The organism is Stenotrophomonas sp. AG209 (assembly GCF_003550055.1).
Classification (GTDB): domain Bacteria; phylum Pseudomonadota; class Gammaproteobacteria; order Xanthomonadales; family Xanthomonadaceae; genus Stenotrophomonas.
On sequence record NZ_QXDB01000005.1, the window covers coordinates 31722 to 58136 of the forward strand.

Here is a 26415-nt window from a genome sequence, read left to right on the forward strand (position 1 = left end):
GCACCGAACGGCGCACGCCACGCCGGGGAGGTTGGAGCTAGGCGAACTCGGAGCATCGCGCGCTGTCACCCACGGGCAGGGACGGCAGGGATTCGCTGAGTATGACCGTGATTCGATGGCGACGACATTGCAGCACGCCGTCGTAGGCAATCAGGCGACCGCTGAGCCGATCAATCAGTGCAGCTTCGGTGGCCGACGCCAATGGACGGCCGCGATCCAACAGTGCGATGTTCAACATGATGCCGCGACGCTGGCGGAGCCTGCCGCAACGCGCCTGGAGGTGCATCTGCCCCGGCTCATGACTCAGCATCACCGGCACTGCATCGATCAGCAGGCGAAAGGCTGATAGTTGCAGGCCCACGCTCAACTGGCAGGGGTCGCCGGAGAATTGTGGTCGACTCATGCGGCCGGTGGAGTCCCAACCGTCCCGTACGCCGCTGGCTTGCAAGCTGAGGTAAAGCCCGATCTGCTCAATTGCAGTTGGGTAGACCATGCTGGCCTGTTGGCGGAATTGCCATGAATGCGTTGCAGATGTCTGAACCAGATCTGCGGCGATATCGTGGTGACCATGCGTCTTGAGCCAGTCAACGACACCTTGCACCGACATATCCATGCCGTCGCCGATTGATTTCAGCTCCAGTGCCCGTGAACGCAGCGCCTGCTCACCGGCCAGGTGTGAGGCGCGCGCCAGTTCTACCGTGTTCCGGCCACTATCTTCATGCTCCTGGTACTTGCGTTGGTAGTGGCTGATACCAGATCCCAATGCGAGCAGCGCGACGCTTATTACGCAAAGGCTCTGCTGCGTGGAGAAGGCTCCCAGATCAAACGAAGCGGGTAGTCCAGTGCTTGGTGTAGATGCGAGCACGATCAGATTCAGTAGCGGCACTGCGATTGCCGCGCCGCGCCAACCATGCAGGAAGGCAAGTGAGATTGCCGGGAGCGAAGCCATCAGGACGAGTTGCTCGCGGGTGGTGTTGGCCGCAGCCGGTGTCAGCTTCATTGCCAATCCAAGCGCCATGATCAGTGCGATGGCTGTGGCGGTGAAAGCAACGAAGCGGGTGCTCCATGCTGGTTCGGAGTGACGTCGCAGCCAGAGCAGTGCCAGTGGTGCAAGCGTAAGGATGCCGGTGGTTTGGCCTAGCAGAGTACGTCCCACCCGCTCGAGCATCATTTCCGGGTCTGGGCCTGGCCACAGCAGACGCGCAAGTCCCATGTTCAGCAGACTGACTGCAATGCCTGCGGAGAACGACAGGGAGAGCAGCCATAGTCCGCCCGCGGTAGGGATATGCCTGCGATGGAAATGCACGATCAGCATTGCCACGGGCATCAGGCCAATCGAGCCCAGAATGACCCAGGCCAGCCCATGAGTTGTCGCCATCGGCACGCGAATCTGCGCGAAGTAGGCATATTCGCCTAGTAGTAGATACGGCCACAGGCGCGGGGGCGTCAGCAGAAGTGCGGCAATCCGCACGCCTGCAGGCAGGTAGAACTGGTCAAGCGACATCTGCCGGGTGACAAGGCAGGCAACGGCATAAACGACGGCTATGAAGAAGCCTGTGGGACGCAGGCGGACGTCTATCTGGATTCCATCCTTCCACCAGCTCACTGTTGACCCCCGGCTCAGTTGAGACTCATCGTCCCGCCGCTGCATGACTTGACCAGCGCGAAGGTATCGGCAGATGCCAAGCGGTGCAACGGCCCGGTGGGCACTTCCCTCGGGAACACTGGCCACGACGCCTGCGATGGCACCCCCATGGGAGCACCGGTATGCTGCGGATATCTGGGCTTTGACTGTTTCTGTGGACGATTCCATCCGGTCAGGAAGTGGTGTTTCGCCCTTCGACCGAGGTCAACGCGGAGCGCCTGGATGCAGTACTTCAATCCAACCATGGAGATGCCTGTGAGATTTTCCCGATTTTCCGTTGCGGCGACTACTGCAGTCCTGTTGTCCCTGCCTATGCTGGCTTCAGCCTCCTGCTGCACGACCGGAGGCAATGGTGTTCAGACGGCAAACGCCGGCCTGGGCGAAAGCCAGCCTGTTGCTGTCAATTCGAGTTTGGATCCGGCCTGGTTCGTCTATGCCTTCCAGCGCGATGGTGTGACGTACTACCAGGTCAATGATTCCGTGGGCCAGGTGGTCCTGATCATCGGCAATATCGATTCCACGTTCTGGACCCTGCCTGCAGGAAATGCGGCGGTCCGCGTCTCGTTGCCGTCGCAGCGGTTGGCGGTGCCGGCGACGGCGCGCAGGCGTCTGGTATTCCAGGCATCGGACTTCTCGTTGGCCGTCCATGGGGAAGGTCAGGGGGCAATCTGGTCCGTAGAGCCTGCCGCCAGCGGAAAGTGAAAGACCCGGGTTGGCAGACAGGATGCCTGCGGCGGCCTGGAGCCGTCGCAGGTTACCGTTTCCTACCGCCTCGATGATGTGTACTGGCGGTGCTGCGAATCAGTACTTGGCCGGCATATCAATCGGCGCAACTGCCTGTGGCTGCACGCTGTCGCCCAGCATCTGCCGGGGAGCATCCCGCATGACTATCCGGATCCGGTTGCCCAGGCAGTCGACTGAGCCTGAGTAGGCCTGTGTACGTGCAGATAGACGGTCAATTGCCAGACTGACGGTTGCGGACGCCAATGTGCTCCTGCGGTCGAGCATCGCCACCGTGATCAGGATCCCCTTGTGTCGTCCCGAGCGTCCGCAGCGGGCTCGGAGCTGGATCTGGCCCCGTTCTTCCTTGAGCAGCAGAGACACGGATTCGGCCAGGACACGATAGGCCGCAAGTTGCAGTCCTATGCCCAGCTGGCAGGGGTCGCCCTGAAGTACCGGGCGGACCACGCGATGGCTGTCTTCCCAGGCTTCGCTCAAGCCTCCTGCCCGAAGGGCAACATAGAGCCCCGCGTGTTCGAGCTCGGTGGGATAGACCATGCTGGTCAGCTCGCGGAACTTGCGCGAGCGTGAGGAAAATGTCCGCAGCAGGTCGATTGCCGGCCCTTCCTGGCCGTGAGTCCTGAGCAGCTTCAGCGTTTCGTCGAGGGCTGCTTCAATCTCGTCGGCAACCCTGCGCAGGCCGAGGGCCCGCTCGCGCAGGTCCATTTCACTGGCAAGATGAGCCGAACGCGAGAGCATGGTCGTCTGCGGCTCCTGCACCTGGGCTGGTGTGAACTGATGGTACTGATGGGTGATACGGGAACCTAGGGCCAGCAGGGTAGTGCCCGTGATCGCGATGATCTGTTGCGTGAAGAAGGTCGTCTGGTCGAACGACCCCGGCAGGCCGGTGCTGGGCATGGTCACGCTGAGAATCATGTTCATCAGTGGTACGCCTACAGCCGCACCGCGCCAGCCATGAAGGCATGTCAGTGCAATCACGGGCAATGTCATCAGCAACTGCAGGATCGCCCGTGCAGAGTCATCGCGCGCGCCGACCGTGGCGATGAGGATGCTGAGCGCACACAATGCGCAGAGCGCCACTATCGTGGGCCGCATCCGCCAGGCTGACCAGTCGTAGCCGGCATGACGACGGATCCACAGCAAGGCAAGGGGTGCCACGGTCAAGATGGCGATGTAGTCACCCAGCACAAAGAGTGCTGCATTGGTGTAGAACGGCATGGACGGCGGGACCGGCCAAAGCGCGTGGGAAAGGCCGAGCTTGAGGGCGCTGGCGATCAGTGCAGCCGACGCCGCGACGGAGAGCAGCCAGCTCTCGCTGGTGGATCCCATCGCCTTGCGGTGGAGATGGACGATCAAAGCGACAGCCGGCATCAGGCATGCCGAGCCGAGGATCACCCAGCTCATCCCGTACTCATCGATCATGGGATAGCGCAACTGTGCGAAGTACGCGTACTCACCCAGGATAAGGTATGGCCACAGCCGTGGCGGACACAGCAGCAGAGCGGCCACACGGATGCCGGCAGGCAGAAAGAACTGATCGACGGAGAAGTGACGCGCCCCCCAGCAGGCGACGGCATACAGCACAGCAAGAGCGAGGCCGACCGGTCGGATACGGAAGCTCAGTTCAAATCCACTCTTCAACCAACTCAAACTCAAGCCTCCCTTGCTCGTCCCGCGCCATCGCAGTCCCGGCGACACCGAATGCGTCCTTCAGCCTCGACAGTATCTGTTGATGCCGATGGGTGCAATCTTGCATGTTGGGGGACGCCAGGCGCACGCTCATCAGCTGTGAAGACGCCTCCGTTGGAAGTCACCAAGCGGCTGTGAAGTCCATCTCAGTTTTCTGCTCCGGGGGTCAGGTCCGTGAGGGAGGGACAATCGGGCCGAGCGAACTGTCCCGGTGGGCTTCACGAACGGGGCGGGACTCGGTATGGGGAGTGCCTACCGTCTCGATGAGGTGTATCCGGGCGCGATTGCTCCGGCATTGAATCGTGCCGCGGTATGCGAGCACGCGGCCGGTCAACTGATCTGTGACCATGGCCATTGTCGCCTGCGAAAGACGTTGGCGTGGATTGAGCGTGGCCGCAACGAGCAAGATGCCTTGCTGTGTGCCAAGGCGGCCGCAGCGCGCCCGCACAGTGAGCTGGCCGGATTCGTTGCCAAGCAGGATGGATATCGCCTCGACGATCGAGCGATAGGCCGCCAACTGCAAGCCGGGACTGAGGGCGCAGGGATCGCCCATCAACCAGGGTTGATTGACTCGGTGGGTATTGCCCCACGCCTCGCGCACCCCACCTGCCTGCAGTGCCACGTACAGGCCCAGTCGTTCCAGCGCAGCGGGATAGATCATGCTGGCCTGGGCCCTGAACAGGCGCGAATGCACCTCCGACGTATGTCGCAGGCTATCGGCCACGGCGTGATGCCCCTGCGCATGCAACCAGTTCACCATCTCGTTCAGTGACAGGTCCATGCCATCGCCCAGCTGGCGCAGGTGCGCCGCCCGTTCACGCAGGTCCATCTCGCTGGCCAGGTGTGAATTCCGCGCAAGCTGCAGGGCTGCCCGGCCATCTTCCTCGCGCAACCGATGCTGGTTTTGGAAGTGGGTGATGCGTGCGCCCAGCAGCAGCAGGGCGACGCTGGCGATGGTCATGGCCTGTTGTGTGGCGAAGGTCGCCTGATCGAATGACGCGGGGTGGTCCGAAGGGGTACTCAAGCCAAGGATCATGTTCATGGCAGCGACGCCGATGGCCGCTCCACGCCATCCCAGGAGGCAGGTCAGGGCGATCGCGGGAATAGGCAGGATCAACAACAGCTGCAGGGAGCCCGGGGCCGTGATCGACGCAGGTACCGGCGTCGCCTGCAGGCCAATGACCAGCATGGCTCCGAGTGCTCCTGCCACGGCAGCAACGGACCGGGGCATCCATTGTTCCTCGGCGCGACGGATCCAGAGCAGTGCGAGTGGCGCCAGGATGAGGATGCCGGTGAAGTCGCCCAGTGCATAACGCAACACGTTGGTGATGAATGACGCTTCACGCAACGGTTCCCAGAGCAGGTAGGAAATTCCCAGGTTGAGCAGGCTGATGACCAGCGCGGCGCATATCGCAATGGAAATCACGCCGACGATCGTGGTGCGCGCCAGCAGCTTGCGGTGCAGGCGCACGATCAGCATTACGGCAGGCATCAGGAACACCGAGGCGAGGATCACCCAGGTCAGGTTGTATTTGCTGATCAGGGGGATGCGCAGATGCGCGAAGTAGGCGTATTCACCGATCAGCAGGTAGGGCCAAAGACGGGGCGGACACAGCAGCAGGGCGGCCACCCGCACGCCAGCAGGTAGGAAGAACTGGTCCAGCGACAGCTTGCGCGCAGCCCAGCAGGCGAGGGCATAGACCAGCGCCAGTGCCAGCCCCTCGGGGCTGACCCGTATCCTCACCAGCAGGCCGTCCTTCCACCACTGCATCCACGTGCTCCCCCAGCTCCTGAGCCGATTATGCAAACAAAGAGCGGCCATGGATCAAGTCATGGGGGCGGGAAGGCTTCGGCTACCACAACGCATCCCGCAACTTGTACCAGGACATCGCCGCCACCAGCAGCGGCGTGCGCAGCAGCCGGCCGCCGGGGAAGGGCGCATGGCGCAGGCGCTGGAACACGTCCAGGCGCTCGCTCTGCCCGGCGATGGCGGCGGCAATCACCTCGCCGGCCAGCCCGGCGGCGGCCACCCCATGGCCGGAGAAGCCCTGCGCGAAGTACAGGTTGCGGTCCAGCCGGCCCCAGTGCGGGGCGCGGTTGCGGGTAATGTCCACATAGCCGCCCCAGACCTGGTCCAGCGCCACGTCAGCCAACTGCGGAAACACCTCATGCATGCGCCGCTGCATCACCCCGCGCAGACCGGGCGGCGGCAGTGCCGAATAGCTGGCGCGGCCGCCGAACAGCAGCCGGTGGTCGTGGCTGAGGCGGAAGTAGTCCAGTGCCCAGGCGGTGTCGGCCACGGCCATGTTGTTGCCGATCAGGGCACGGGCGCGCTCGGCGCCAAGCGGCTCGCTGGCGCCGATATAGGTGCCGACCGGCATGATGCACCGCTCCAGCTCGGGCAGCAGGCCCTGCAGCCACGCATTGCCGGCGACCACCAGGTGTGCGGCGCGCACGCTGCCCTGCGCGGTGTGCAGGGTGGGCTGCGGTCCACGCTGCACGCGGGTTACCGCCGAATGCTCGTGGATCACCACGCCGGCCGCGCGCGCCGCATCGGCCAGCCCACGCGCGTAGGCCAGTGGATGCAGGTGCGCGCTGAGTGGGTCGAACATCGCGGCGCGGTAGCGCGGGCTGTCCAGCTGCGCGCGCAGTGCATCGCGGTCCCACCACTGCATGGGGTAGTCGTAGTGGCGCTGCAGGTGCTCGCAGTTGGCACGCAGGTCGCGCTCATGGCGTTCGCGGATGGCGACGCTGGCATGGCCTTCCACCCAATGGCAGTCGATGCCATGGCGGTCGATGCGCGTACGCATGGCCTGCACCGCGTCGCGCGACCAGTCGAACAGGTGGCGCGCATCATCACGGCCGAGCTGGCGCTCCAGCTCGTCCACCTCGCAGCCATAGCCGACCAGCGCCTGCCCGCCGTTGCGGCCGGATGCGCCCCAGCCGATCCGCTGCGCTTCCAGCAGCACCACGCGCTGGCCACGGGCGGCCAGTTCCAGCGCGGCGGTCAGGCCGGTGTAGCCGGCGCCGAGCACCGCCACATCGGCCTGCACATCTCCCTGCAAAGGGGGCAGCGCGGCCGGCTCGGGAAGGCTGGCGGCGTACCAGCTGGGCGGGAAGGCGGCGCTCACTGCAGGCCTCGCGGGTGCAGTGCAGGAGGACGGAGCGGGGCAGGTCGATCAGCGTTCACCTGGCTAGTTTCGCCGATGCGTGACGGCTGTGGTGTGACGGCACCGACTTGCCGCCTTCGCCGGACGACGGGTAACGTGGCGGCACGCCAAGGAGTTTTCCCATGCGCCGCCTGCCCTGGGTGGGCCTGCCCACCGACAGCACCGTGCTCGGCCATCACCGTTTCGCGATGGCCGGCGAGAAGTACGTTCGCGCGCTGGCCGAGGCGGCCGAGGTGACCCCGGTGGTGTTGCCCAGCCTGCAGCCACCGCTGCCGGCCGGCAACTGGCTGCAGGGGCTGGATGGCCTGCTGCTGACCGGCGCGGTCAGCAATATCGAACCGCAGCACTACGAGGGTGGCCGCAGCTGGCCAGGCAATCCACATGACCCGGCCCGGGATGCCAATGCCTTTGCGTTGCTGCACGAGGCACTGGCACTGGATCTGCCGGTGCTGGCGATCTGCCGCGGTTTCCAGGAATTGAACGTCGCGCTGGGTGGCAGCCTGCATCCGCAGGTGCATGCGGTGCCCGGCCTGGCCGACCATCGCGAAGACCCGCAGGCGCCGGTGGAAGTGCAGTATGGGCCGGCCCATGCGGTGACCCTGGCCGCCGATGGCTGGCTGGCGCAGTGGCACGGCAGTGGCCGCGCGCAGGTCAATTCGGTGCACGGGCAGGGTATCGCCCGCCTGGCGCAGGGGCTGCGGGTGGAAGCCGTGGCCGACGATGGGCTGGTCGAAGCGGCACGCAGCCTGCACCATGGTTTCGTGCTCGGCGTACAGTGGCACCCGGAGTGGCGTGTCATGCAGGCGCCGTTCTATCACGCTATTTTCCGTGCGTTCGGCCAAGCTTGCCGGCAGCACCAACAGAACCGACTGGATTCCCGATGAGTTCCCGAACGCGCCCGCGCAAGACGGCCACGCCCCCCGCACCGCAGGAAAGCACGCTGCTGCGCTGGCTGAAGGAGCGGCGCATCACCGAGGTGGAATGCCTGGTGCCGGACATCACCGGCAACGCGCGCGGCAAGATCATTCCCGCCGACAAGTTCTCGCATGACTACGGTACGCGGCTGCCCGAAGGCATCTTCGCCACCACCGTCACCGGCGAGTTTCCCGATGACTACTACGAGCTGACCTCGCCGTCGGACTCGGACATGATGCTGCGCCCTGATCCGGATACGGTGCGGATGGTGCCGTGGGCGGCCGATGCCACCGCGCAGGTCATCCACGATTGCTACACCAAGAACGGCGAGCCGCATGAGCTGGCACCGCGCAACGTGCTGCGCCGCGTGCTGGCGGCCTATGCCGAACTGGGCCTGCGCCCGGTGGTGGCGCCGGAGCTGGAGTTCTTCCTGGTGCAGAAGAACACCGACCCGGACTTCCCGCTGCTGCCACCGGCCGGCCGCTCCGGGCGCCCGGAGACCGCGCGGCAGTCGTACTCGATCGATGCGGTCAACGAGTTCGACCCGATCCTCGACCTGATGTACGACTACGCCGATGCGATGAAGCTGGACGTGGACACCCTGATCCACGAATCCGGCGCGGCGCAGCTGGAAGTCAACTTCACCCATGCCGATGCGATGGACCTGGCCGACCAGGTGTTCCTGTTCAAGCGCACCATGCGCGAGGCGGCGATGCGCCACGGTGTCTATGCCACGTTCCTGGCCAAGCCGATGGAGAACGAACCCGGCAGTGCCATGCACATCCACCAGAGCCTGGTGCGGGTGAGCGATGGCAGCAACGTGTTCGCCGGCGAGACCGATGCCGAGGGCGAGTTCAGCCCGGTGTTCGGCCACTACCTGGGCGGCCTGCAGAAGTACGCACCGCAGGCGATGGCGTTCTTCGCGCCGAACGTGAACTCCTACCGCCGGCTGGTGTTCGGCGAAGTCTCGCCGAGCAACGTCCACTGGGGCTTCGACAACCGCACTTGCGGCCTGCGCGTGCCGCTGGATACGCCGGAGAACATGCGCGTGGAGAGCCGTTTCGCCGGGTCCGATGCCAATCCCTACCTGGCGATGGCCGCGACCCTGGCCTGCGGCCTGCTCGGCATCCGTGAGCGGCTGGCGCCGGATGCGCCGGTGACCGGCAGTGCCAAAGAGCTGGGGTACAACCTGCCGCGCTCGCTGGGCGAGGCGCTGGACGGGCTGGAGCAGTGCAGCGAGCTGCAGGCCCTGCTGGGTGAGCGCTTCTGCCGGGCCTACATCTCGGTCAAGCGCAAGGAATACGAGACCTTTTTCCGCGTCATCAGCTCGTGGGAGCGCGAGTTCCTGCTGCTGAACGTCTGAGCATCCGGAATAGAAAAATCCGCCGCCGGGGGGTAGGCTGGCACCCGTCGCCGGCCCCGCCGGCCCCCCTTCCCGCATTCTGGAGCACCCGATGAAGCTGCGTATCCTCACGCTCGGCCTGGCCTCCGCCATGCTCGCCGCCTGCAGCGGTGGCAACGGCGGCGCGCAGGACAGCCAGGTCCTGAACGTCTACAACTACAGCGATTACATCGCCGAGGACACCATTCCGACCTTCGAGAAGGAGAGCGGGATCAAGGTGACCTACGATGTGTTCGACAGCGATGAGATGGTCGAGACCAAGCTGCTGGCCGGCAACAGCGGCTATGACGTGGTGGTGCCGACCCTGAACTTCTTCGGCCGCCAGATCCAGGCCGGCGTGTTCCTGCCGCTGGACAAGAGCAAGATCCCGAACCTGGCCAACCTCGATGCGGCGGTGATGAAGCGCATCGCCACCCAGGACCCGGGCAACCAGTACGGCGTGCCGTACATGATCGGCACCACCGGCATCGGCTACAACGTGGACATGCTGAAGCAGCGCTTCGGCGGCAGCGCCGACATCGCCAACAGCTGGGACCTGGTGTTCAAGCCGGAGAACATCAGCAAGATGAAGGACTGCGGCGTGACCATCCTGGACACGCCGGCGGACATGATCCCGATCGCACTGCATTACCTGGGTCTGGACCCGCACAGTGGCGACCCGGCCGAGCTGCAGAAGGCCGCCGACCTGCTGAAGTCGATCCGCCCGTACGTGCAGAACTTCCACTCCTCGCAGTACGTGGGTTCGCTGGCCAACGGCGGCACCTGCCTGGTGGTCGGCTGGTCGGGTGACATCATCCAGGCCCGCGACCGCGCCGAGGAAGCCAGCAATGGCGTGCACGTGGCCTATTCGATTCCGAAGGAAGGCGCACCGCAGTGGTTCGACATGCTGGCGATCCCGAAGGATGCCAAGCATCCGGAGGCGGCCTACGCCTTCATCAACTACCTGCTGCAGCCGAAGGTTGCCGCAGCCAACACCAACTTCATCCATTACGCCAACCCGGTGCCGACCGCGACCCCGCTGGTGGATGAGGCGATCCGTACCGACCCGACCATCTACCCGCCGGCCGACGTGGCCGAGAAGATGTTCACCTATTCGATCAACACGCCGGAGACCGACAAGCTCTACACCCGGCTGTGGACCGAGGTGAAGACCGGGCGCTAAGGGCTGGCTGGCAGGTGGGTGCCGACCGTTGGTCGGCATGCTTTTCCGGCAGGGCCGACCAACGGTCGGCCCCCACCAGATCTGCAGATCCCCCTGGCCCGGTGGGTGCCACCCGTTGCCGTCATATCCCCATCGGCCCCCGGCCGGTAGAATGGCGGCCGCTGTCCACCGCCCGCTCCCGGAGCCCCCATGCCCGTTGAAGCCCAGCCGGTAGCCACCGTCGTCGAAACGACCGGTGCGCCCGGCTATCTCTCCATTCGTGACCTGCGCAAGGAATTCGACGGTTTCGTCGCCGTCGACGACGTCAACCTGGACGTGCGCAAGGGCGAGATCTTTGCCCTGCTCGGTGGCTCCGGCAGTGGCAAGTCGACCCTGCTGCGCTGCCTGGGCGGCTTCGAGACGCCTACCAAGGGCAGCATCACCCTCGATGGCCAGCGCCTGGACGCACTGCCGCCGTACCAGCGGCCGGTCAACATGATGTTCCAGTCCTACGCCCTGTTCCCGCACATGACGGTCGAGCAGAACATCGCCTTCGGCCTGAAGCAGGATGGCCTGGGCAAGGACGCGATCAGCAAGCGCGTCGGCGAGATGCTGGAGCTGGTGCAGATGGGCCACCTGGGCAAGCGAAAGCCACACCAGCTGTCCGGCGGCCAGCAGCAGCGCGTGGCGCTGGCGCGGTCGCTGGCCAAGGGGCCGAAGCTGCTGCTGCTGGACGAGCCGATGGGCGCGCTGGACAAGAAGCTGCGCTCGCAGATGCAGCTGGAACTGGTCAGCATCATCGAGTCGTCGGGCGTGACCTGCGTGATGGTCACCCACGACCAGGAAGAAGCGATGACCATGGCCACCCGCATCGCGGTGATGGATGCCGGCTGGATCCAGCAGGTCGGCAAGCCGGATGAGGTCTACGAGCAGCCGGCCAACCGCTTCGTCGCCGAGTTCATCGGTTCGGTCAACCTGTTCGACGGGGTGATCGACGAGGACCTGCCGGAGTACGTGACCGTACGCTCGCCGCTGTTCCCGGCGCCGATCTACATCGCCCATGGCATCACCGGCTATGAAGGGCAGCCGGTCGCGTTCGCGCTGCGCCCGGAGAAGGTGATGATCGGCAAGGACGAGCCGGAAGGGCACACCAACAAGGCACAGGGCGTGATCGAGGACATCGCCTACTTCGGCAGCCACTCGGTCTACCACGTGCGCCTGCCCAGCGGCGCCAAGGTGCTGGCCAACTTCGCCAACTCGCAGCGCTGGGCCAGCGACGGCCTGACCTGGGGTGACAGCGTGTGGGTGCACTGGCGCGACAACGACGGCGTGGTGCTGACCTCATGAGCGTCGCCGGCCTGAAGCGCTGGCTGCCGGGGCTGCGTGCCACGGTGATCGGCATTCCGTACCTGTGGCTGCTGCTGTTCTTCGCAGTGCCGTTCCTGATCGTGCTGATGATCAGCTTCTCGCTCAGCCGGGTCGGCTCGCCGCCGTACACCTGGCTGCTGCAGTACGCCGACGGCGGCTTCTCGCTGAAGCTGAACCTGGAGAACTACCTGGCGCTGTTCCGCGATTCGATCTATGCGCAGGCGTTCCTGAGCTCGATCAAGATCGCGGCGATCTCGACCTTCCTGACCCTGCTGATCGGCTACCCGATGGCCTATGCCATCGCCCGCCTGTCGCCGGCCGCGCGCAACGTCGCGATGATGCTGGTGGTGCTGCCATCGTGGACCTCGTTCCTGATCCGCGTGTATGCATGGAAGGCGATCCTGGACCGCAACGGCCTGCTCGACCAGTTCCTGCAGTTCACCGGCCTGCAGACGCTGATGACCAGCATGGGCCTGCCCAAGCTGCAGCTGATCGATACCCCGACCGCCGCCTATATCGGCATCGTCTACTGCTATCTGCCGTTCATGGTGCTGCCGCTGTACGCCAACCTGGTCAAGCATGACCACCGCCTGCTGGAAGCCGCCTACGACCTTGGTGCCAAGCCGTGGCAGGCGTTCCTGCGCATCACCCTGCCGTTGTCCAAGGCCGGCATCATCGCCGGTTGCATGCTGGTGATGATTCCGGCCATTGGTGAATTCGTGATCCCGGAAATGCTGGGTGGCTCGGAGACGCTGATGGTGGGCCGCCAGCTGTGGAACGAGTTCTTCAACAACCGCAACTGGCCGGGCGCCTCGGCGATGGCGGTGGCGATGATCCTGTTGCTGCTGGTGCCGATCCTGCTGTTCAACCGTTCCCAGCAGCGCCTGCTGGAAGGGAAGCAGGCATGAGCCCGCGTACCGCCAAGGGCCTGGGGCTGGGCGTGCTGCTGCTCGGCTTCGCCTTCCTGTACCTGCCGATCCTGCTGTTGATGTTCTATTCGTTCAACAGCTCGCGGCTGGCGATGGTCTGGGCCGGGTTCTCCACCCGTGCCTACAGCGACCTGTTCGCCGACCGCGCGCTGATGGATGCGATGTGGACCAGCCTGGTGGTGGCGTTCTGGACTGCCTGCACGGCCACCGTGCTGGGCACGCTGGCGGCGATGGTGATGACGCGCTTCAAGCGCTTCCGTGGCAAGCCGCTGTTCGGCGCGCTGGTGACCGCGCCGCTGGTGATGCCGGATGTGATCCTGGGCTTCTCGCTGATGGCGCTGCTGGCCTCGATGGGCGCGATTCCCGGCTTCCCGGCGCGTGGCCTGACCACCATCTGGATCGCCCACGTCACCTTCACCCTGTGCTTCGTCACCGTGGTGGTGTCCTCGCGGCTGCAGGAAATGGACCTGTCGCTGGAAGAGGCGGCGATGGACCTGGGCGCCAGCCGGTTGACTGTGTTCGGCCGCATCACCCTGCCGATCATCGCACCGGCGCTGGTGGCGGGCTGGCTGCTGGCGTTCACCCTGTCGCTGGATGACGTGGTGGTGGCCAGCTTCGTTGCCACGCCGGGCTCGACCACGCTGCCGATGAAGGTGTTCGCCTCGGTGCGCATGGGCATCAGCCCGAAGATCAATGCGCTGGCCACGCTGCTGGTGTCGGCGGTATCGATCGCCGCGGTGATCGGCTGGTACATCAATGCCCGCGCCGAGAAGCGACGCCAGCGCGACCTTCAGCTGGCGCGGCAGGAAAACGGCTGAGCACACGGCCTGTCGACAGTGCCGGCAACATCCGGCTCACGGGCAACCGCGCACAATGGGGATCTTCCAGATGGAGATCCCCCATGACCGTCGAGATCGTCGACCCGGCCACCGGCCTGGTGACCTACCGCCATGAACTGATGGGTGCTGCCGACATCGAGCAGCGCCTGCAGGCCGCTGCCGATGCCTTCCCCGGCTGGGCTGATCACTCGTTGCAGGATCGCGGTGCCATCCTGCGCCGGATCGCCGCGCAACTACGCACGCGCCGTGACGATCTGCAGCAGGCGATGACCCATGAGATGGGCAAGCTCAAGGCCGAAGCGCTGGCCGAGGTCGACAAGTGCGCGGCCGCCTGCGAGTACTACGCCGACCATGCTGCCGACTACCTGAAGCCGCAGCTGATCGATACCGAAGCACAGCGCAGCTATGTGCGCTACGAGCCGATCGGCTGTGTGTTCGCGGTGATGCCGTGGAATTTCCCGATCTGGCAGGTGTTCCGTTTCCTCGCGCCGGCGTTCATGGCCGGCAACGTGGCCCTGCTCAAGCACGCCAGCAACGTGCCGCAGTGCGCCGACCTGATCCTGGCGGTGTGCCGTGATGGCGGCCTGCCCGACGGCGTGTTCGACGTGTTGCACATCGACAACGAGCAGGCCGCCGAGGTGCTGCGCGACACACGGGTGAAGGCGGTGACACTGACCGGCAGCGAGCGGGCAGGGCGCTCGATCGCTTCCAATGCCGGCGGCCAGCTGAAGAAATCGGTGATGGAGCTGGGCGGCAGCGATGCCTTCGTGGTGCTCGACGATGCCGACCTCGACAAGACCGTGGCGGCGGCGGTGAAGTCGCGCTTCGACAACAGCGGGCAGACCTGCATCGCGGCCAAGCGCTTCATCGTGGTCGATGCGGTGGCCGATGAGTTCACCCGGCGCTTCGTTGAAGCCGCGGGTGAGCGTCAGTACGGCGATCCCAATGAACGTGGCACCACGCTGGCGCCGATGGCACGTGCGGACCTGCGCGATGAGCTGCACAAACAGGTGCAGGGCAGCGTGGCCAAGGGCGCGCGCATTCTGGTTGGCGGCGAGCCCATTGCCGGCACGCACGCGGGCTATCCGGCGACCGTGCTCGATCAGGTCGGCCCGGGCATGCCGGCCTACGACGAGGAGCTGTTCGGACCTGTCGCTGCGGTGATCCGGGTCAAGGATGAGGCCGAGGCACTGCGCGTGGCCAATGACACCCGCTTCGGCCTGGGCGGCAGCGTGTGGACGCGCGATCCGGTGCGCGGCGAACGTTTCGCCCAGCGCATGGAATGCGGTGCCGCGTTCGTCAACGCCATCGTCAAGAGCGACGCGCGGCTGCCGTTCGGTGGCAGCAAGCAGTCCGGCTTTGGTCGGGAGCTGGCCGACCACGGCATCCATGAGTTCATGAACATCAAGACCGTCTACGTGGCTTGATTCCGAACGGTAGTGCCGGCCGCTGGCCGGCATTGCCTGGTTGCCGGCCAGCCGCCGGCACTACCCCAAGGCGGGTCATGTGCCACGACCAACGGTCGTGGCCTACCGGTCCGGTGGGTATCGTCCGTTGGTCGATACCCCTCACAACCACTTCGCGCGCTTGAACAACCGGTACAGCCCCACGCACACACCGCCCACGCCGATGATCATCAGCGGGTAGGACCACGGCTCGCTCAGCTCGGGCATGTGGCTGAAGTTCATGCCGTACCAGCTGGTGATCAGCGTCGGCGCCGCCAGCAGTGCGGCCCACGCACCCAGGCGCTTGACCGTCTCGCCCTGCGCGAGCGTCACCAGCGACAGGTTCACGCTCAGTGCGGTGCCCAGCATCTCGCGCAGGGTGTCGATCACATCGCTGATGCGTACCGCATGGTCGTGCACGTCGCGCACGTAGAGTTTCACTTCATCGGGGATCAGGTCGCCCTGGTAGCGGCGCAACTGCGCCAGCACATCCTGCAGTGGCGCCACCGCCATCCGCATCTTGTTCAGTTCGCGCTTGAGCTCGTACAGCCGCACCACCGTGCTGCGCTTGTAGTTGTCGGCGAAGATGTCCTTTTCCAGCAGGTCCAGAGTGTCGCGGAAGCGGTGCACGATCGGCAGGTAGTTGTCGACCACGAAGTCGGTCACCGCGTACAGGCAGTACGACGGGCCCATCTTCAGCAGCTGCGGCTCGCGTTCCACCCGTGCCCGCACCGGGGCGTAGGACAGCGAGGCACCGTGGCGCACCGTCACCAGGAAGCGCGGGCCGAGGAAGGCGTGGGTTTCGCCGTACTGGATGCGTTCGTCGACCATCTGTGCGGTGGTCACCACCACGAACAGCGAGTTGCCGTAGGTCTCGACCTTGGGACGCTGGTGCGCGTTGCGCGCGTCCTCGATGGCCAGGTCGTGCAGGCAGAATTCCTCCTGCAGTTTCAGCAGCACGTCGTCGTTGGGGTCGTACAGGCCTACCCAGACGAAGCCGTTGCCACTGGCAATGACATCGCTGATGGCATCCAGGCTGATGTCGTGGCGTTTGCCCTCGTCATCGTAGTGGACGCAGTTGATGACGCAGGCGGGGTTGGCCGAAGCAGGGGCGGAAGCGGAGGCGGGCAATGACATGCCCGCCATCGTGCGTCAGTGCCGTGTTTCGGACAAGTGAGGATGGCGCCCCAGTACCCACGCCAGCGCCACATGCACCGGCAGCAGCAGCACGATCCACTGCACGTTGTACTGCGCCTGCAGGCTCAGCCAGTGCAGCACCAGCGCGGCCACGGCCTGTACCGCCAGCAGCCACAGCACGACCCTGAACATGCGGCCCGGCACGCGCCGGCGCAGCAGGCTGATCGCACCCGGCAGCAGCAGCACGGCCAGCGGCGAAAGCAGCAGCAGGTTGCGGTTGGCCCAGGCGGCGTAGTGGGTGCTGAAGCCCCACAGGAACACCAGCAGGCTGCCGGCAATGGCGCACAGCAGCCAGAACGGCAGGGCCAGCCCGGTCAGCAGGCGCGGCCGGCTGCGCAGCGCCAGTATGCCGGCGGCGATTACCAGGCCACACAGCAACCACGGCCACCAGCGGCGCGCGAACTCCTTCGGCTCCGGGTCGATGCGGTGCGGCAGCAGTTCCTGTTCGGACTGCACCAGTGGCCGGCCGTCGCTGTTGCGTGCCTGGCGCAGCGCGTCGGCCAGGCGCATCGGCACGAAGGCTTCCTGCCAGCGCGACAGCGGCTGGTCGGCGAACGGCCCGAGGCCGACATCGAAGCCCAGCCACATCCACGGCGCCGGCGATGCCAGTCGCACCGATTCACTGCGGTAGGTATTGCCGCGCGAGCGCCCCGACAGCTGCGACTGCAGGCCACCGCCCAGCGCCTTGTCCACCGTGTCGCGCACCATCGTGGCGCAGTTGGCGGTGTAGTAGTCGTAGTGGTAGCGCGCGTTTTCCGGCTTGGCCCGCTCGGCCAGGTCGGCGGCCAGTGCACGTGCCTGGTCCGGGCGCAGGTCCAGCCACTGCACGCTGGCGCCACGGCCGGTCTCGTCGTAGTACGACAGGTCCTGCTGCAGCGGCAGCGCCACCAGGTAATACATCATGTCGCCGCGCACGAAGCGGCTGATGAAATCGTCCTCGGACGGGTCGAAGTAGCCGAAGTTGTACGAGGTCGCTTCGCCGCTGACCGGATCGATCACGACGATGGCGTCGTGGCCGAAGCGCTCGAAGAACACCGTGCCCGGCTGCATGGTCACCACGCCGATGCGCGGGGCGGGGGCCTCGGCGATGGCGGCGGGTGCAGCGGGCGTGGGTGTGGCTGCCGCCGGCTGCGCGAAGGCGGCCAGCGGCAGGGCGGTGGCCAGCACGCACAGTGCCAGCCACAGCGTCAGGCGCAGTGCCAGGAGGGGGCCACCGCGCTTCAAGCGTCGTCCTGCGCGTCCGGCGGCAGCACGGTCACGTGGAAGGCCTGGACCCGGCGCGCATCGGCGCGGGCCACGCGGAACATGAAGCGGTCCAGCGCCAGTTCGTCACCGACTTCCGGCAGGTGGCCCACGGCCTCGGTGACCAGGCCACCGATGGTGTCGTAGTCCTCGTCGGAGAACGTCGCGCCGAAGCGTTCGTTGAAGTCGCCGATCGGGGTCAGCGCGTCGACCACGTACTGGCCGTCGGACTGGATGGCGATCTGCGCCGACGGGTCCTCGGCCTCGTCATGCTCGTCGTCGATCTCGCCGACGATCTGTTCCAGCACGTCCTCGATGGTGACCAGGCCGGCGACACCGCCGTACTCGTCGACCACGATGGCCATGTGGTTGCGCGACAGGCGGAATTCCTTCAGCAGCACGTTGAGCTTCTTCGCCTCCGGGATCAGCACCGCCGGGCGCAGCAGCTCGCGCACGTTGGCCGGGCCGTTGTCGGCGACCACGCCGCGCAGCAGGTCCTTGGCCAGCAGGATGCCAAGGATGTCGTCCTTGTTCTCGCCGTGCACCGGGAAGCGCGAATGGCCGGATTCGACCACCTGCTTCATCAGTTCCAGGAAGGGCGCTTCGACCGGCAGCGAGACCATCTGCGAGCGCGAGATCATCACGTCGCCCACGGTCAGCTCGGCCACCGAAATGGCGCCTTCCATCATCTTCAGGGTATCGGCGGCGATCAGGCCCTCTTCCTGCGCGGTGTGCAGGACAGCGACCAGCTCGTCGCGGGTATGGGGTTCGCCGGAGAAGGCGGAGGTCAGGCGTTCAAGCCAGCCGCGCTTCTTTTCACTGGGCTCCTGTGCGGAGCTACTACTGTCGTCTTCTGACATCTCTGGAAAAAAGGCACCCGGCAGGCCGGGCGTTGGCCCCAGTCTAGCAGGATGTGGCGGCCTGTCAGTGACCGTCGCTGCCCGGTCCGGTGATCGGCGGCGGGGCCAGTTCAGGCCGGGCGGGCGCTTCTTCCTCGGGCAGGTCCAGGCTGTAGGTGCAGCCGGCCAGGGTCTTGCCGGGATGGGAGGCCACGGTGGAGACGCTGAGGATGATCGACTCGATCTGGGCCTCGCCGCTCTTCGGGTCGGTCACGTCGCGACTGACCAGCTCGCGGCCGGCCATGAACTTGCCATCCTGGTCGTAGCCGGTCTCCAGCCCCAACTGCTTGGCCAGCGGCCGTGGATCGGCCTGGTCGAGGATCGCCATGACGCTGGACCCGGCCACGGCGACCCGTTCGGTGCGGGTGCCGAACACACTGATCGGCTGGGCCAGCCGGTACTCGCTCATGAACTGGTTGCCCTGCGGCAGGGGCTGCAGGCCCTGGGCGACGGCCTTCAACGGATCAGCCAGCAGCGGCGCCAGCGCAGCGTGATCGGCTACGCCCTGACGGCATTCAATCAGGGCCGGCAGGTCCAGGGCAGCGGCCGGGGCGGACGCGGCGAACAGCAGGGGCAGGGCAATACGCAGCACGGGCACGGGATCCGCAACGGAAGGCAGGCCGGTGATCGTACCGGTCCCGGTCAGCCATCGCGAGCGCCTCCATGCAGTCAGCGGGATTGCAGGTGCGATGCCGCTGGGTGCCAGCGCAGCCTGACCGGGTAGCCCAGTTGCGCCTGCAGGTGGTCGCGCACGGCCGCCACTGTTGCGCGTGCGCCTGCGGTATCCCGGAGTTCCAGCTCCAGTTCACCGGTCATGACGTCCAGGCCATAGCCGATCAGCTCGGGCAGCTGTGGCACGAACCAGCCTTGCTGTGCATGAAGGCGGTGCTGCATTTCGGCCTCCGTCAGCGCAGCGCCGGTGATGTAGCGCACGCGTTGCGGGCCATCCGCCCCTGGATGTGTCTCATCGGCCGCGGGTGCTGGGCCAGTCAGTCGAACGACGACATTCCAACCTGCCGCGTTGTCCACCCAGATTCCGGCGAGGCGTGCCGCGTGGCGCGCTTTCAAACGTTCCATCAATGCGTACTGCTGCGCCCCGGCGACCGCTTGGCGCGCCGTCTGTTGGCTGACATCAAAGAAGGCCTGCATCTCCGCGACCTTGGCGGCAATGTCGGCGGCGCTGTCGCTGGCCGGGAACGGCGACGGTCGTTCCCGGTCGGGGTCGATGCCCGGGGCAGTGGTCACCTGCAGGAGAGCGGCGATGAGTGCGGGCAGCAGCGCGATGGGGTCGTCCTCCGTGAAGAACCCGGTGTGCGTGGGCTTCAGCGCTCGCCGGCGTAGGGGTCGGCGATGCCGAGCTCGGCCAGGATCTCGCGCTCCAGCTGTTCCATCGCGTCGGCTTCCTTGTCGTCCTCGTGGTCCCAGCCGAGCAGGTGCAGCACGCCGTGCACGGTCAGGTGCGCGTAGTGGGCGTTGAGCGCCTTGCCCTGTTCATTGGCCTCGCGGGCGACCACCGGTGCGCAGATCACCAGGTCGCCCAGCAGCGGAAACTTCACGCCCTTGGGCAGGCCTTCGGGCACTTCGGCCGGGAAGCTGAGCACGTTGGTGGCGTAGTCCTTGCCGCGGTAATGGCGATTCAGCGACTGCCCTTCCTTGGCATCGACCACGCGGATGGCCAGGTCGGCCTCGCGGATGCGGCCTTTCAGCGCAGCGGCCACCCACTTGCGGAAACTCACCGCCGCCGGCAGGCCGGTGCGCGGCAAGGCATAACTGACGGCGACGTCCAGTCGCACGGGACCACGGGTCATGGAGTTGCTCCAGGTTGGATCTGATGCAGGTCGCGGCGGTCGTAGGCGCTGACGATGCGCGCCACCAGCGGATGACGGACCACGTCGCGGGATTCGAAGAAGGTGAAGCTGACGCCCTCGACCTCGCGCAGCACGTCGATGGCATCGCGCAGGCCGGACTTCACGTGCTTGGGCAGGTCGGTCTGGGTCAGGTCACCGGTGACCACGGCGGTGGAGCCGTAGCCGAGGCGGGTCAGGAACATCTTCATCTGCTCGATGGTGGTGTTCTGTGCTTCGTCCAGGATCACGAAGGCATCGTTGAGCGTGCGGCCACGCATGTAGGCCAGCGGTGCGATTTCGATGACGTTCTTTTCCAGCAGCTTGACCACCTTCTCCACGCCCATCATCTCGTAAAGGGCGTCGTACAGCGGTCGCAGGTAGGGGTCGACCTTCTGGCTCAGGTCACCGGGCAGGAAGCCCAGCTTCTCGCCGGCCTCCACTGCCGGGCGCACCAGGATCAGGCGTTGCACCCGTGATTCGTTCAGGGCTTCGACCGCGCTGGCCACGGCCAGGAAGGTCTTGCCGGTACCGGCCGGGCCGATGCCGAAGTTGATGTCATGGGTGGCGATCTGGTGCAGGTAGCGGCCCTGGTTGGCGCCGCGGCCACGTACCGTGCCGCGCTTGACCTTGATCGCCACGTCCTGCGCTTCGTAGGAGCGCTCGGCGATCTGCTCGACATTGGCCTGCGCCAGGCGCAGGTGGATGGCATGGTTGTCGAAGACGGTCTCGCCGGCTTCGGCGTACAGCGCTTCAACCAGTTTCTGCGCCTCGATGATGGCTTCGTTGGGTCCGCTGATGCGGAACACGAAGCCACGGTTGGCGATCTCCACACCGAGCTTCAGCTCGATCTGGCGCAGGTGGCCGTCGAAGGGGCCGCACAGGTTGGCCAGCCGCTCGTTGTCTTCCGGCGACAGGGTGAAGTCTCGATGCTCGATGCTTTTCATTGCTTGGGGTGGGGCGGAAGCCTTCCACCGCAGTGTATTCAGGGAGGATAAGGGTAGCGCGCGCGTGGGGCACACGGCCAGCAGACGGTCGATACAGCGTTTTCCACACCCGATGTGGACGGGGTACGCGGAAACCTGTGGATAGACCTTGGCAATGCTTGTGCCACAAGGCTCATGAGGTCCTGGTGAAAAAAGCGTCATGGTTGCCTGTCGCCGCAGCTGCACTGTCACAGGGGGGCCTGCAGGGGGACGTTCATCGTGATGGCAGTGCAGGTGTCATTGCCGTGCGGGCAACAGCGCCACGTCCTGCCGGATTTCCACAGCGGTTGTGGAATGATGCCGAACCAACCTGTGGATAGGTGGTGCGGAGCCTTGCAGCAAAAGGCTTGCCAACGGATGGTGAAAAAACCGTCAGGGCTGATCGGAATCATTGAGGGTGCACGGGGCGCATGGCACCGTGGCGCCGTGGCAGGAGGGGATGGCATGGGCATCGGCAACGGGATGCGTGGAATCGGACTGGCGGGCATCGGCTTGCTGGCAGGGTGTGGGCAGGCACCGCCTGCAGCACTCGGCACGCTGGAGTGGGATCGGATCACGGTGCCGGCACCGGCGGCCGAAGTGATCGCCACCGTGGACGTGCGCGAGGGCCAGCAGGTCAAGGCCGGGGCGGTGCTGATGCAGCTCGACCCTGCCCGCGGCGACGCTCAGTTCGCCGCAGCGCAGGCCGACACGGTACGCGCGCAGGCCCAGCTGGAAGAACTGAAGATCGGCCCGCGCCAGGAACAGATTGCGCAGGCCCAGGCGCAGCTGGCCGCGTTGCGCGCGCAGTCTGCCGAAGCCAGTGCCTACTACCGCAGGGTGCAGCCGCTGGCACGCCAGCGCCTGATCGCCGCCGCCGAGCTGGACCGTGCACGGGCGGCTGCCGGCAATGCCGAGGCCAGCGTGCGTGCCGCCGAGCAGGCCTGGCTGGAACTGGTGCACGGCAGCCGCGTGCAGGACATCGCCCAGGGCCAGGCAGCCGCCGACGCTGCACAGGCGCAGCAGGTAGTGCAGGGCGTCAACCTGCAGAAGCTGCAGCTGCGCGCACCGCGCGATGGCGTGGTCGATGCCTTGCCCTACCGGCAGGGTGACCAGGCACCGATCGGGGCGCCGCTGGCAGTGATGCTGGTCGGCGAACGCCCCTACGCGCGTGTCTACCTGCCGCAGCCGCTGCGCCTGCAGGTCAAGGTCGGGCAGGCCGCGCAGATACAGCTGGAAGGCGGCAGCACCGTGCTGAAGGGGCGCGTGCGCTCGATCCGCAGCGAGCCCTCGTTCACCCCGTACTACGCACTGACCGGGGATGACGTCGAACGGCTGAGCTATCTGGCCGAGATCGAAGTGGACGCGGCCGCCGACATGCAGAGGCTTCCGGCCGGGCTGCCGGTGCAGGTGCGCTTCTGAATACCGGCGAGGACATCGCGGTCCACGCACGCGGGCTGACGCGTCGCTTCGGCGATCTTCTGGCCGTGGACAACGTCGACCTGACCGTGCCGCGCGGGCAGGTGTACGGCTTCCTCGGCCCGAACGGGTCCGGCAAGTCGACCACCATCCGCATGCTGTGCGGCCTGCTGGAGCCCAGCGCGGGGCAGATCGAGGTGCTGGGCCTGGCCGTGCCCGAGCAGGCAGAGGCATTGCGCCGGCGCATCGGCTACATGACCCAGCGTTTCTCCTTGTATGAAGACCTGTCGGTGCGCGAAAACCTGGAGTTTCTCGCCGCCATCCAGGACCCGCCGTGTGCGCAGGCCGGGCAACGGGTGGACGCATTGCTGCAGCAGTACCGGCTGCAGGACCGGCAGCCGCAGCTGGCCGGTACGCTCAGTGGTGGGCAGAAGCAGCGCCTGGCCCTGGCTGGTGCCGTGGTGCATTCGCCCGAACTGCTGTTCCTGGACGAGCCGACCAGCGCGGTCGATCCCGAATCGCGCCGCGATTTCTGGGAGGCCCTGTTCGAGCTGGCCGACGCCGGAACCACGGTGCTGGTATCGACCCACTACATGGACGAAGCCGAGCGCTGCCACCGGTTGGCGATCCTCGATCGTGGCGCGCTGGTGGCCGATGGCACGCCGGCCGAGCTGTGCGCGCGGTTGCAGGGGCGCACGCTGCAGGTGACATCCTCGCAGCCGCGCCAGGCCAGCCGCGCGCTGGCCGAACTGCCCGGGGTGCTGAGCGTGGCGCAGATCGGCACCCAGCTGCGCGTGCTGTGCAGCGAGGGGGCTGCCGACACGCCCGCATTGCGGCAAGCGCTGGCCAGTGCCGATCCGCAGGCCAGGATCGACGCCGTCGCACCGAACCTGGAAGACGTATTCGTGGCCGCCACCCGTGGCCGTGGCCGGGAGCCGGTGGCATGAACCTGCGCCGGCTGTGGGCGATCATGCTCAAGGAGCTGCGGCAGCTGCGCCGCGACCGCATCACGCTGGCGATGATCGTCGGCATTCCGGTGATGCAACTGCTGCTGTTCGGCTACGCGATCAATCTCAACCTGCGCCATCTCGACGCCGGTGTCGCCGACCAGGCCAACAGTGCGGCGTCACGTGCGCTGGTGCAGGACATGGTGGCCACCGGCGTGATCACGCCGCGCAGCGAAGCCTACACGCCGGACCAGCTGATGCAGGCGCTGCGTCGTGGCGAGATCAGTGTCGGCATCGTGGTGCCGGCCGACTTCGAGCGTCGCCGCTTCGACGGTCGCGAAGCGGTGCAGGTGCTGGTCGATGGCAGCGACACCGTGGTGCAGAGCGCGGCGATCCAGCTGGCACAGGTGCCGCTGGATACGCGTCCGACCAGCAACACGCGTCCGCTGCGCGAAGGCAGCATCGCCAGTGGTCCGGTCAGCGTGATCAGCTTCTACAACCCGCAACGGCGCTCGGCGGTGAACATCGTGCCGGGCCTGATCGGGGTGATCCTGACCATGACCCTGGTGATGTTCACGGCGGTAGCGGTGGTGCGCGAACGCGAGCGCGGCAACATGGAGCTGCTGATCGCCACGCCGGTCTCGCGCAGCGAACTGATGGTCGGCAAGGTGCTGCCCTATGCGGCCATCGGTCTGCTGCAGACCACGCTGGTACTGGTGCTGGGCACCTGGCTGTTCCAGGTACCCATTCGCGGCAGCCTGCTGGACATCTACCTGGCCGCGGTGCTGCTGGTGCTGGCCAACCTGGCGCTGGGCCTGCTGATCTCCACGCGCGCGCGCTCGCAGTTCCAGGCGATGCAGATGACGCTGTTCCTGTTCCTGCCGTCGATCCTGCTGTCGGGCTTCATGTTCCCGTTCGCCGGCATGCCGCGGCCGGTGCAGTGGCTGGCCGAGGTGCTGCCGCTGACCCACTTCCTGCGCCTGGTGCGCGGCATCATGCTGCGCGGCGCCTCACTGTGGGAGCTGTGGCACGACGCGCTGGCGCTGCTGGCCTTCATCGTGGTGATGATGACCCTGGCGATCCTGCGCTTCCGCAAGCGGCTGGATTGAAGGCAGAGGGTCGGATCCCCGCAGGGGCTCCGACCCGAAGATTTATTCCGCCACCACCCGTGCGCGCAGCGAATTGGTCAGCGCTTCGGTGATCACCACATCCACGAACTGGCCGATCAACCGCGCCGGCGCCGGGAAGTTCACCGAACGCATGTTCTCGGTCTTGCCGGTCAGCTCGTTCGGGTTCTTCCGCGAGGGGCCTTCCACCAGCACGGTCTGCACGGTGCCGACCATCTTCTCGGAAATGCCGGCGGCGAATGCATTGATGCGCTCCTGCAGGCGCGACAGGCGCGCGTGCTTCTCCGCATCGCTGATCGTGTCCTCCAGGTCCGCAGCCGGCGTACCCGGGCGACGCGAATAGATGAAGGAGAAGCTGTGGTCGAAGCCGATGTCCTCGATCAGCTTCATGGTCTTCTCGAAATCGGCATCGGTCTCGCCGGGGAAGCCGACGATGAAGTCCGAGCTGATCGAAATGTCCGGTCGCACCGCGCGCAGCTTGCGGATCTTCGACTTGAATTCCAGCGCGGTGTAGCCGCGCTTCATCGCCGACAGCACGCGGTCGCTGCCAGCCTGTACCGGCAGGTGCAGGAAGTTGGCCAGCTGCGGCACGTCGCGGAACGCGTCGATCAGCGAATCGCTGAACTCCAGCGGATGCGAGGTGGTGAAGCGGATGCGGCCGACGCCATCGATCTCGGCGATGGTGCGGATCAGCAGGCCGAGGTCGGCAAACTCGCCGTCACCATATGGCCCGCGATAGGCGTTGACGTTCTGGCCGAGCAGGTTGATCTCGCGCACGCCCTGCGCGGCCAGCTGCGCCACTTCCACCACCACGTCCTCGAACGGGCGGCTGACTTCGGTGCCGCGGGTGTAGGGCACCACGCAGAACGAGCAGTACTTGGAACAGCCTTCCATGATCGACACGAACGCCGAAGCGCCTTCGGCACGCGGCTCGGGCAGGCGGTCGAACTTCTCGATCTCGGGGAAGCTGATGTCCACCTGCGGGCGCTTCTGCTCGCGGCGTGCACGGATCAGCTCCGGCAGGCGGTGCAGGGTCTGCGGGCCGAATACCAGGTCCACGAACGGCGCGCGCTTGATGATCGCTTCACCTTCCTGCGAGGCAACGCAGCCGCCGACGCCGATGATGACCTCGCGGCCCTTGTTCTTCAGGCCCTTCCACACGCCCAGCTGGCTGAACACCTTCTCCTGCGCCTTCTCGCGGATGGAGCAGGTATTGACCAGGATGACGTCGGCGTCGTCCGGGCTGTCGGTCAGTTCCAGGCCATCGCTGGCGGCAAGCACGTCGGCCATCTTGGCCGAGTCGTACTCGTTCATCTGGCAACCGTGGGTCTTGATGTACAGCTTGCCTTTCACCTGGTCGGGCTTGCGCGGACCGGCGGGCAGGGCAACGAGCGGGGTACCGCCCGGCGTGGCGGGCGGAAAGACGTCTGGCGTCCCGGTCATGGCGCTTAATCCATTCGGGTGGCGGGAAAGCGGGCAATTCTACCCGCA

The 26415-nt window shown here is 66.1% G+C and carries 23 protein-coding genes; 11 read left to right on the plus strand and 12 right to left on the minus strand.

Annotated features, from left to right (window positions below; translation table 11 throughout):
- Positions 1-37 precede the first annotated feature (37 nt).
- Positions 38-1606: an MASE1 domain-containing protein gene (locus DFO63_RS19055; RefSeq protein WP_119007740.1), complete on the minus strand. Its 1569-nt coding sequence runs from the start codon at positions 1604-1606 to the stop codon at positions 38-40.
- 261 nt (positions 1607-1867) lie between these two features.
- On the opposite strand from DFO63_RS19055, the gene DFO63_RS19060 reads away from it, so the two are divergent.
- The gene (locus tag DFO63_RS19060; protein ID WP_049446137.1) at positions 1868-2347 is read left to right on the plus strand and encodes a hypothetical protein; all 480 of its coding nucleotides are present in this window, start codon (positions 1868-1870) and stop codon (positions 2345-2347) included.
- A gap of 99 nt (positions 2348-2446) precedes the next feature.
- Here the strand turns inward: DFO63_RS19060 and DFO63_RS19065 are convergent, their stop codons facing one another.
- The 3 genes from DFO63_RS19065 to DFO63_RS19075 all read right to left on the minus strand — a co-directional run bounded on the left by DFO63_RS19065 (position 2447) and on the right by DFO63_RS19075 (position 7206).
- On the minus strand, positions 2447-4036 hold the full coding sequence (locus DFO63_RS19065) for an MASE1 domain-containing protein (RefSeq protein ID WP_119007595.1): 1590 nt from the start codon (positions 4034-4036) through the stop codon (positions 2447-2449).
- Positions 4037-4241: 205 nt separating this feature from the next.
- On the minus strand, positions 4242-5846 hold the full coding sequence (locus tag DFO63_RS19070) for an MASE1 domain-containing protein (protein ID WP_119007596.1): 1605 nt from the start codon (positions 5844-5846) through the stop codon (positions 4242-4244).
- Between the two features lie 82 nt (positions 5847-5928).
- Positions 5929-7206, minus strand: a complete 1278-nt coding sequence (locus DFO63_RS19075; protein ID WP_049446131.1) for an FAD-binding oxidoreductase — start codon at positions 7204-7206, stop codon at positions 5929-5931.
- Positions 7207-7367: 161 nt separating this feature from the next.
- On the opposite strand from DFO63_RS19075, the gene DFO63_RS19080 reads away from it, so the two are divergent.
- The 7 genes from DFO63_RS19080 (at position 7368) to DFO63_RS19110 (ending at position 15266) form a co-directional block, all read left to right on the plus strand.
- Positions 7368-8129: a gamma-glutamyl-gamma-aminobutyrate hydrolase family protein gene (locus DFO63_RS19080; RefSeq protein ID WP_049446129.1), complete on the plus strand. Its 762-nt coding sequence runs from the start codon at positions 7368-7370 to the stop codon at positions 8127-8129.
- Complete coding sequence (locus DFO63_RS19085; RefSeq protein ID WP_014036577.1) at positions 8126-9523, plus strand: glutamine synthetase family protein; 1398 nt, start codon at positions 8126-8128, stop codon at positions 9521-9523. Before DFO63_RS19080 ends, DFO63_RS19085 begins: the two co-directional genes overlap by 4 nt.
- Positions 9524-9614: 91 nt before the next feature.
- Positions 9615-10724 (plus strand): polyamine ABC transporter substrate-binding protein, encoded by a 1110-nt coding sequence (locus DFO63_RS19090; RefSeq protein WP_119007597.1) that lies wholly within the window; start codon positions 9615-9617, stop codon positions 10722-10724.
- A 189-nt stretch (positions 10725-10913) separates the two neighbouring features.
- The gene (gene potA / locus DFO63_RS19095) at positions 10914-12050 is read left to right on the plus strand and encodes a polyamine ABC transporter ATP-binding protein (protein WP_119007598.1); all 1137 of its coding nucleotides are present in this window, start codon (positions 10914-10916) and stop codon (positions 12048-12050) included.
- Positions 12047-12979 carry an ABC transporter permease subunit gene (locus tag DFO63_RS19100; RefSeq protein ID WP_049399899.1) on the plus strand — a complete coding sequence of 311 codons (933 nt, stop codon included), beginning with the start codon at positions 12047-12049 and terminating at the stop codon, positions 12977-12979. The genes potA and DFO63_RS19100 overlap by 4 nt, the downstream gene beginning before the upstream one ends.
- Positions 12976-13818 carry an ABC transporter permease subunit gene (locus tag DFO63_RS19105; RefSeq protein ID WP_049446123.1) on the plus strand — a complete coding sequence of 281 codons (843 nt, stop codon included), beginning with the start codon at positions 12976-12978 and terminating at the stop codon, positions 13816-13818. Before DFO63_RS19100 ends, DFO63_RS19105 begins: the two co-directional genes overlap by 4 nt.
- A gap of 83 nt (positions 13819-13901) precedes the next feature.
- A complete protein-coding gene (locus DFO63_RS19110) occupies positions 13902-15266 on the plus strand; it encodes an NAD-dependent succinate-semialdehyde dehydrogenase (protein WP_101765218.1) in 1365 nt (454 codons plus the stop codon).
- Positions 15267-15407: 141 nt separating this feature from the next.
- On the opposite strand, the gene DFO63_RS19115 is transcribed toward DFO63_RS19110, so the two are convergent.
- From DFO63_RS19115 to DFO63_RS19145, 7 genes are all read right to left on the minus strand, one after another.
- The gene (locus tag DFO63_RS19115) at positions 15408-16430 is read right to left on the minus strand and encodes a magnesium and cobalt transport protein CorA (RefSeq protein WP_101765219.1); all 1023 of its coding nucleotides are present in this window, start codon (positions 16428-16430) and stop codon (positions 15408-15410) included.
- 6 nt (positions 16431-16436) lie between these two features.
- Positions 16437-17705 (minus strand): DUF4105 domain-containing protein, encoded by a 1269-nt coding sequence (locus tag DFO63_RS19120; protein WP_119007599.1) that lies wholly within the window; start codon positions 17703-17705, stop codon positions 16437-16439.
- Complete coding sequence (locus tag DFO63_RS19125) at positions 17702-18583, minus strand: transporter associated domain-containing protein (RefSeq protein ID WP_014036584.1); 882 nt, start codon at positions 18581-18583, stop codon at positions 17702-17704. Before DFO63_RS19125 ends, DFO63_RS19120 begins: the two co-directional genes overlap by 4 nt.
- A 64-nt stretch (positions 18584-18647) precedes the next feature.
- Positions 18648-19214 (minus strand): hypothetical protein, encoded by a 567-nt coding sequence (locus DFO63_RS19130; RefSeq protein WP_119007600.1) that lies wholly within the window; start codon positions 19212-19214, stop codon positions 18648-18650.
- A gap of 77 nt (positions 19215-19291) precedes the next feature.
- On the minus strand, positions 19292-19867 hold the full coding sequence (locus DFO63_RS19135) for a hypothetical protein (protein ID WP_246864188.1): 576 nt from the start codon (positions 19865-19867) through the stop codon (positions 19292-19294).
- A gap of 77 nt (positions 19868-19944) precedes the next feature.
- Positions 19945-20430 (minus strand): rRNA maturation RNase YbeY, encoded by a 486-nt coding sequence (gene ybeY / locus DFO63_RS19140; protein WP_101765223.1) that lies wholly within the window; start codon positions 20428-20430, stop codon positions 19945-19947.
- Positions 20427-21413 carry a PhoH family protein gene (locus tag DFO63_RS19145; RefSeq protein WP_049446114.1) on the minus strand — a complete coding sequence of 329 codons (987 nt, stop codon included), beginning with the start codon at positions 21411-21413 and terminating at the stop codon, positions 20427-20429. Before DFO63_RS19145 ends, ybeY begins: the two co-directional genes overlap by 4 nt.
- A gap of 483 nt (positions 21414-21896) precedes the next feature.
- Between DFO63_RS19145 and DFO63_RS19150 the strand changes: the two genes are divergently transcribed.
- The 3 genes from DFO63_RS19150 to DFO63_RS19160 all read left to right on the plus strand — a co-directional run bounded on the left by DFO63_RS19150 (position 21897) and on the right by DFO63_RS19160 (position 24906).
- Entirely contained in the window at positions 21897-22853 is a 957-nt protein-coding gene (locus tag DFO63_RS19150; protein ID WP_049446112.1) for an HlyD family efflux transporter periplasmic adaptor subunit, read from the plus strand.
- Positions 22854-22918: 65 nt separating this feature from the next.
- Positions 22919-23797, plus strand: a complete 879-nt coding sequence (locus tag DFO63_RS19155; protein ID WP_119007602.1) for an ABC transporter ATP-binding protein — start codon at positions 22919-22921, stop codon at positions 23795-23797.
- The gene (locus tag DFO63_RS19160; protein ID WP_049446108.1) at positions 23794-24906 is read left to right on the plus strand and encodes an ABC transporter permease; all 1113 of its coding nucleotides are present in this window, start codon (positions 23794-23796) and stop codon (positions 24904-24906) included. The genes DFO63_RS19155 and DFO63_RS19160 overlap by 4 nt, the downstream gene beginning before the upstream one ends.
- 42 nt (positions 24907-24948) lie before the next feature.
- Here the strand turns inward: DFO63_RS19160 and miaB are convergent, their stop codons facing one another.
- Entirely contained in the window at positions 24949-26367 is a 1419-nt protein-coding gene (miaB, locus tag DFO63_RS19165) for a tRNA (N6-isopentenyl adenosine(37)-C2)-methylthiotransferase MiaB (protein WP_049446107.1), read from the minus strand.
- Between the last annotated feature and the right edge of the window lie 48 nt (positions 26368-26415).

Excerpts from the sequence above, each read along its gene's own strand:
- DFO63_RS19060 (WP_049446137.1), top strand. The coding sequence starts at position 1,868 with ATGCAGTACTTCAATCCAACCATGGAGATGCCTGTGAGATTTTCCCGA.
- DFO63_RS19070 (WP_119007596.1), bottom strand. The coding sequence starts at position 5,846 with ATGCAGTGGTGGAAGGACGGCCTGCTGGTGAGGATACGGGTCAGCCCC.
- DFO63_RS19080 (WP_049446129.1), top strand. The coding sequence starts at position 7,368 with ATGCGCCGCCTGCCCTGGGTGGGCCTGCCCACCGACAGCACCGTGCTC.
- DFO63_RS19085 (WP_014036577.1), top strand. The coding sequence starts at position 8,126 with ATGAGTTCCCGAACGCGCCCGCGCAAGACGGCCACGCCCCCCGCACCG.
- DFO63_RS19090 (WP_119007597.1), top strand. The coding sequence starts at position 9,615 with ATGAAGCTGCGTATCCTCACGCTCGGCCTGGCCTCCGCCATGCTCGCC.
- potA (WP_119007598.1), top strand. The coding sequence starts at position 10,914 with ATGCCCGTTGAAGCCCAGCCGGTAGCCACCGTCGTCGAAACGACCGGT.
- DFO63_RS19100 (WP_049399899.1), top strand. The coding sequence starts at position 12,047 with ATGAGCGTCGCCGGCCTGAAGCGCTGGCTGCCGGGGCTGCGTGCCACG.
- DFO63_RS19105 (WP_049446123.1), top strand. The coding sequence starts at position 12,976 with ATGAGCCCGCGTACCGCCAAGGGCCTGGGGCTGGGCGTGCTGCTGCTC.
- DFO63_RS19110 (WP_101765218.1), top strand. The coding sequence starts at position 13,902 with ATGACCGTCGAGATCGTCGACCCGGCCACCGGCCTGGTGACCTACCGC.
- DFO63_RS19115 (WP_101765219.1), bottom strand. The coding sequence starts at position 16,430 with ATGGCGGGCATGTCATTGCCCGCCTCCGCTTCCGCCCCTGCTTCGGCC.
- DFO63_RS19125 (WP_014036584.1), bottom strand. The coding sequence starts at position 18,583 with ATGTCAGAAGACGACAGTAGTAGCTCCGCACAGGAGCCCAGTGAAAAG.
- ybeY (WP_101765223.1), bottom strand. The coding sequence starts at position 20,430 with ATGACCCGTGGTCCCGTGCGACTGGACGTCGCCGTCAGTTATGCCTTG.
- DFO63_RS19145 (WP_049446114.1), bottom strand. The coding sequence starts at position 21,413 with ATGAAAAGCATCGAGCATCGAGACTTCACCCTGTCGCCGGAAGACAAC.
- DFO63_RS19150 (WP_049446112.1), top strand. The coding sequence starts at position 21,897 with ATGGGCATCGGCAACGGGATGCGTGGAATCGGACTGGCGGGCATCGGC.
- DFO63_RS19160 (WP_049446108.1), top strand. The coding sequence starts at position 23,794 with ATGAACCTGCGCCGGCTGTGGGCGATCATGCTCAAGGAGCTGCGGCAG.
- miaB (WP_049446107.1), bottom strand. The coding sequence starts at position 26,367 with ATGACCGGGACGCCAGACGTCTTTCCGCCCGCCACGCCGGGCGGTACC.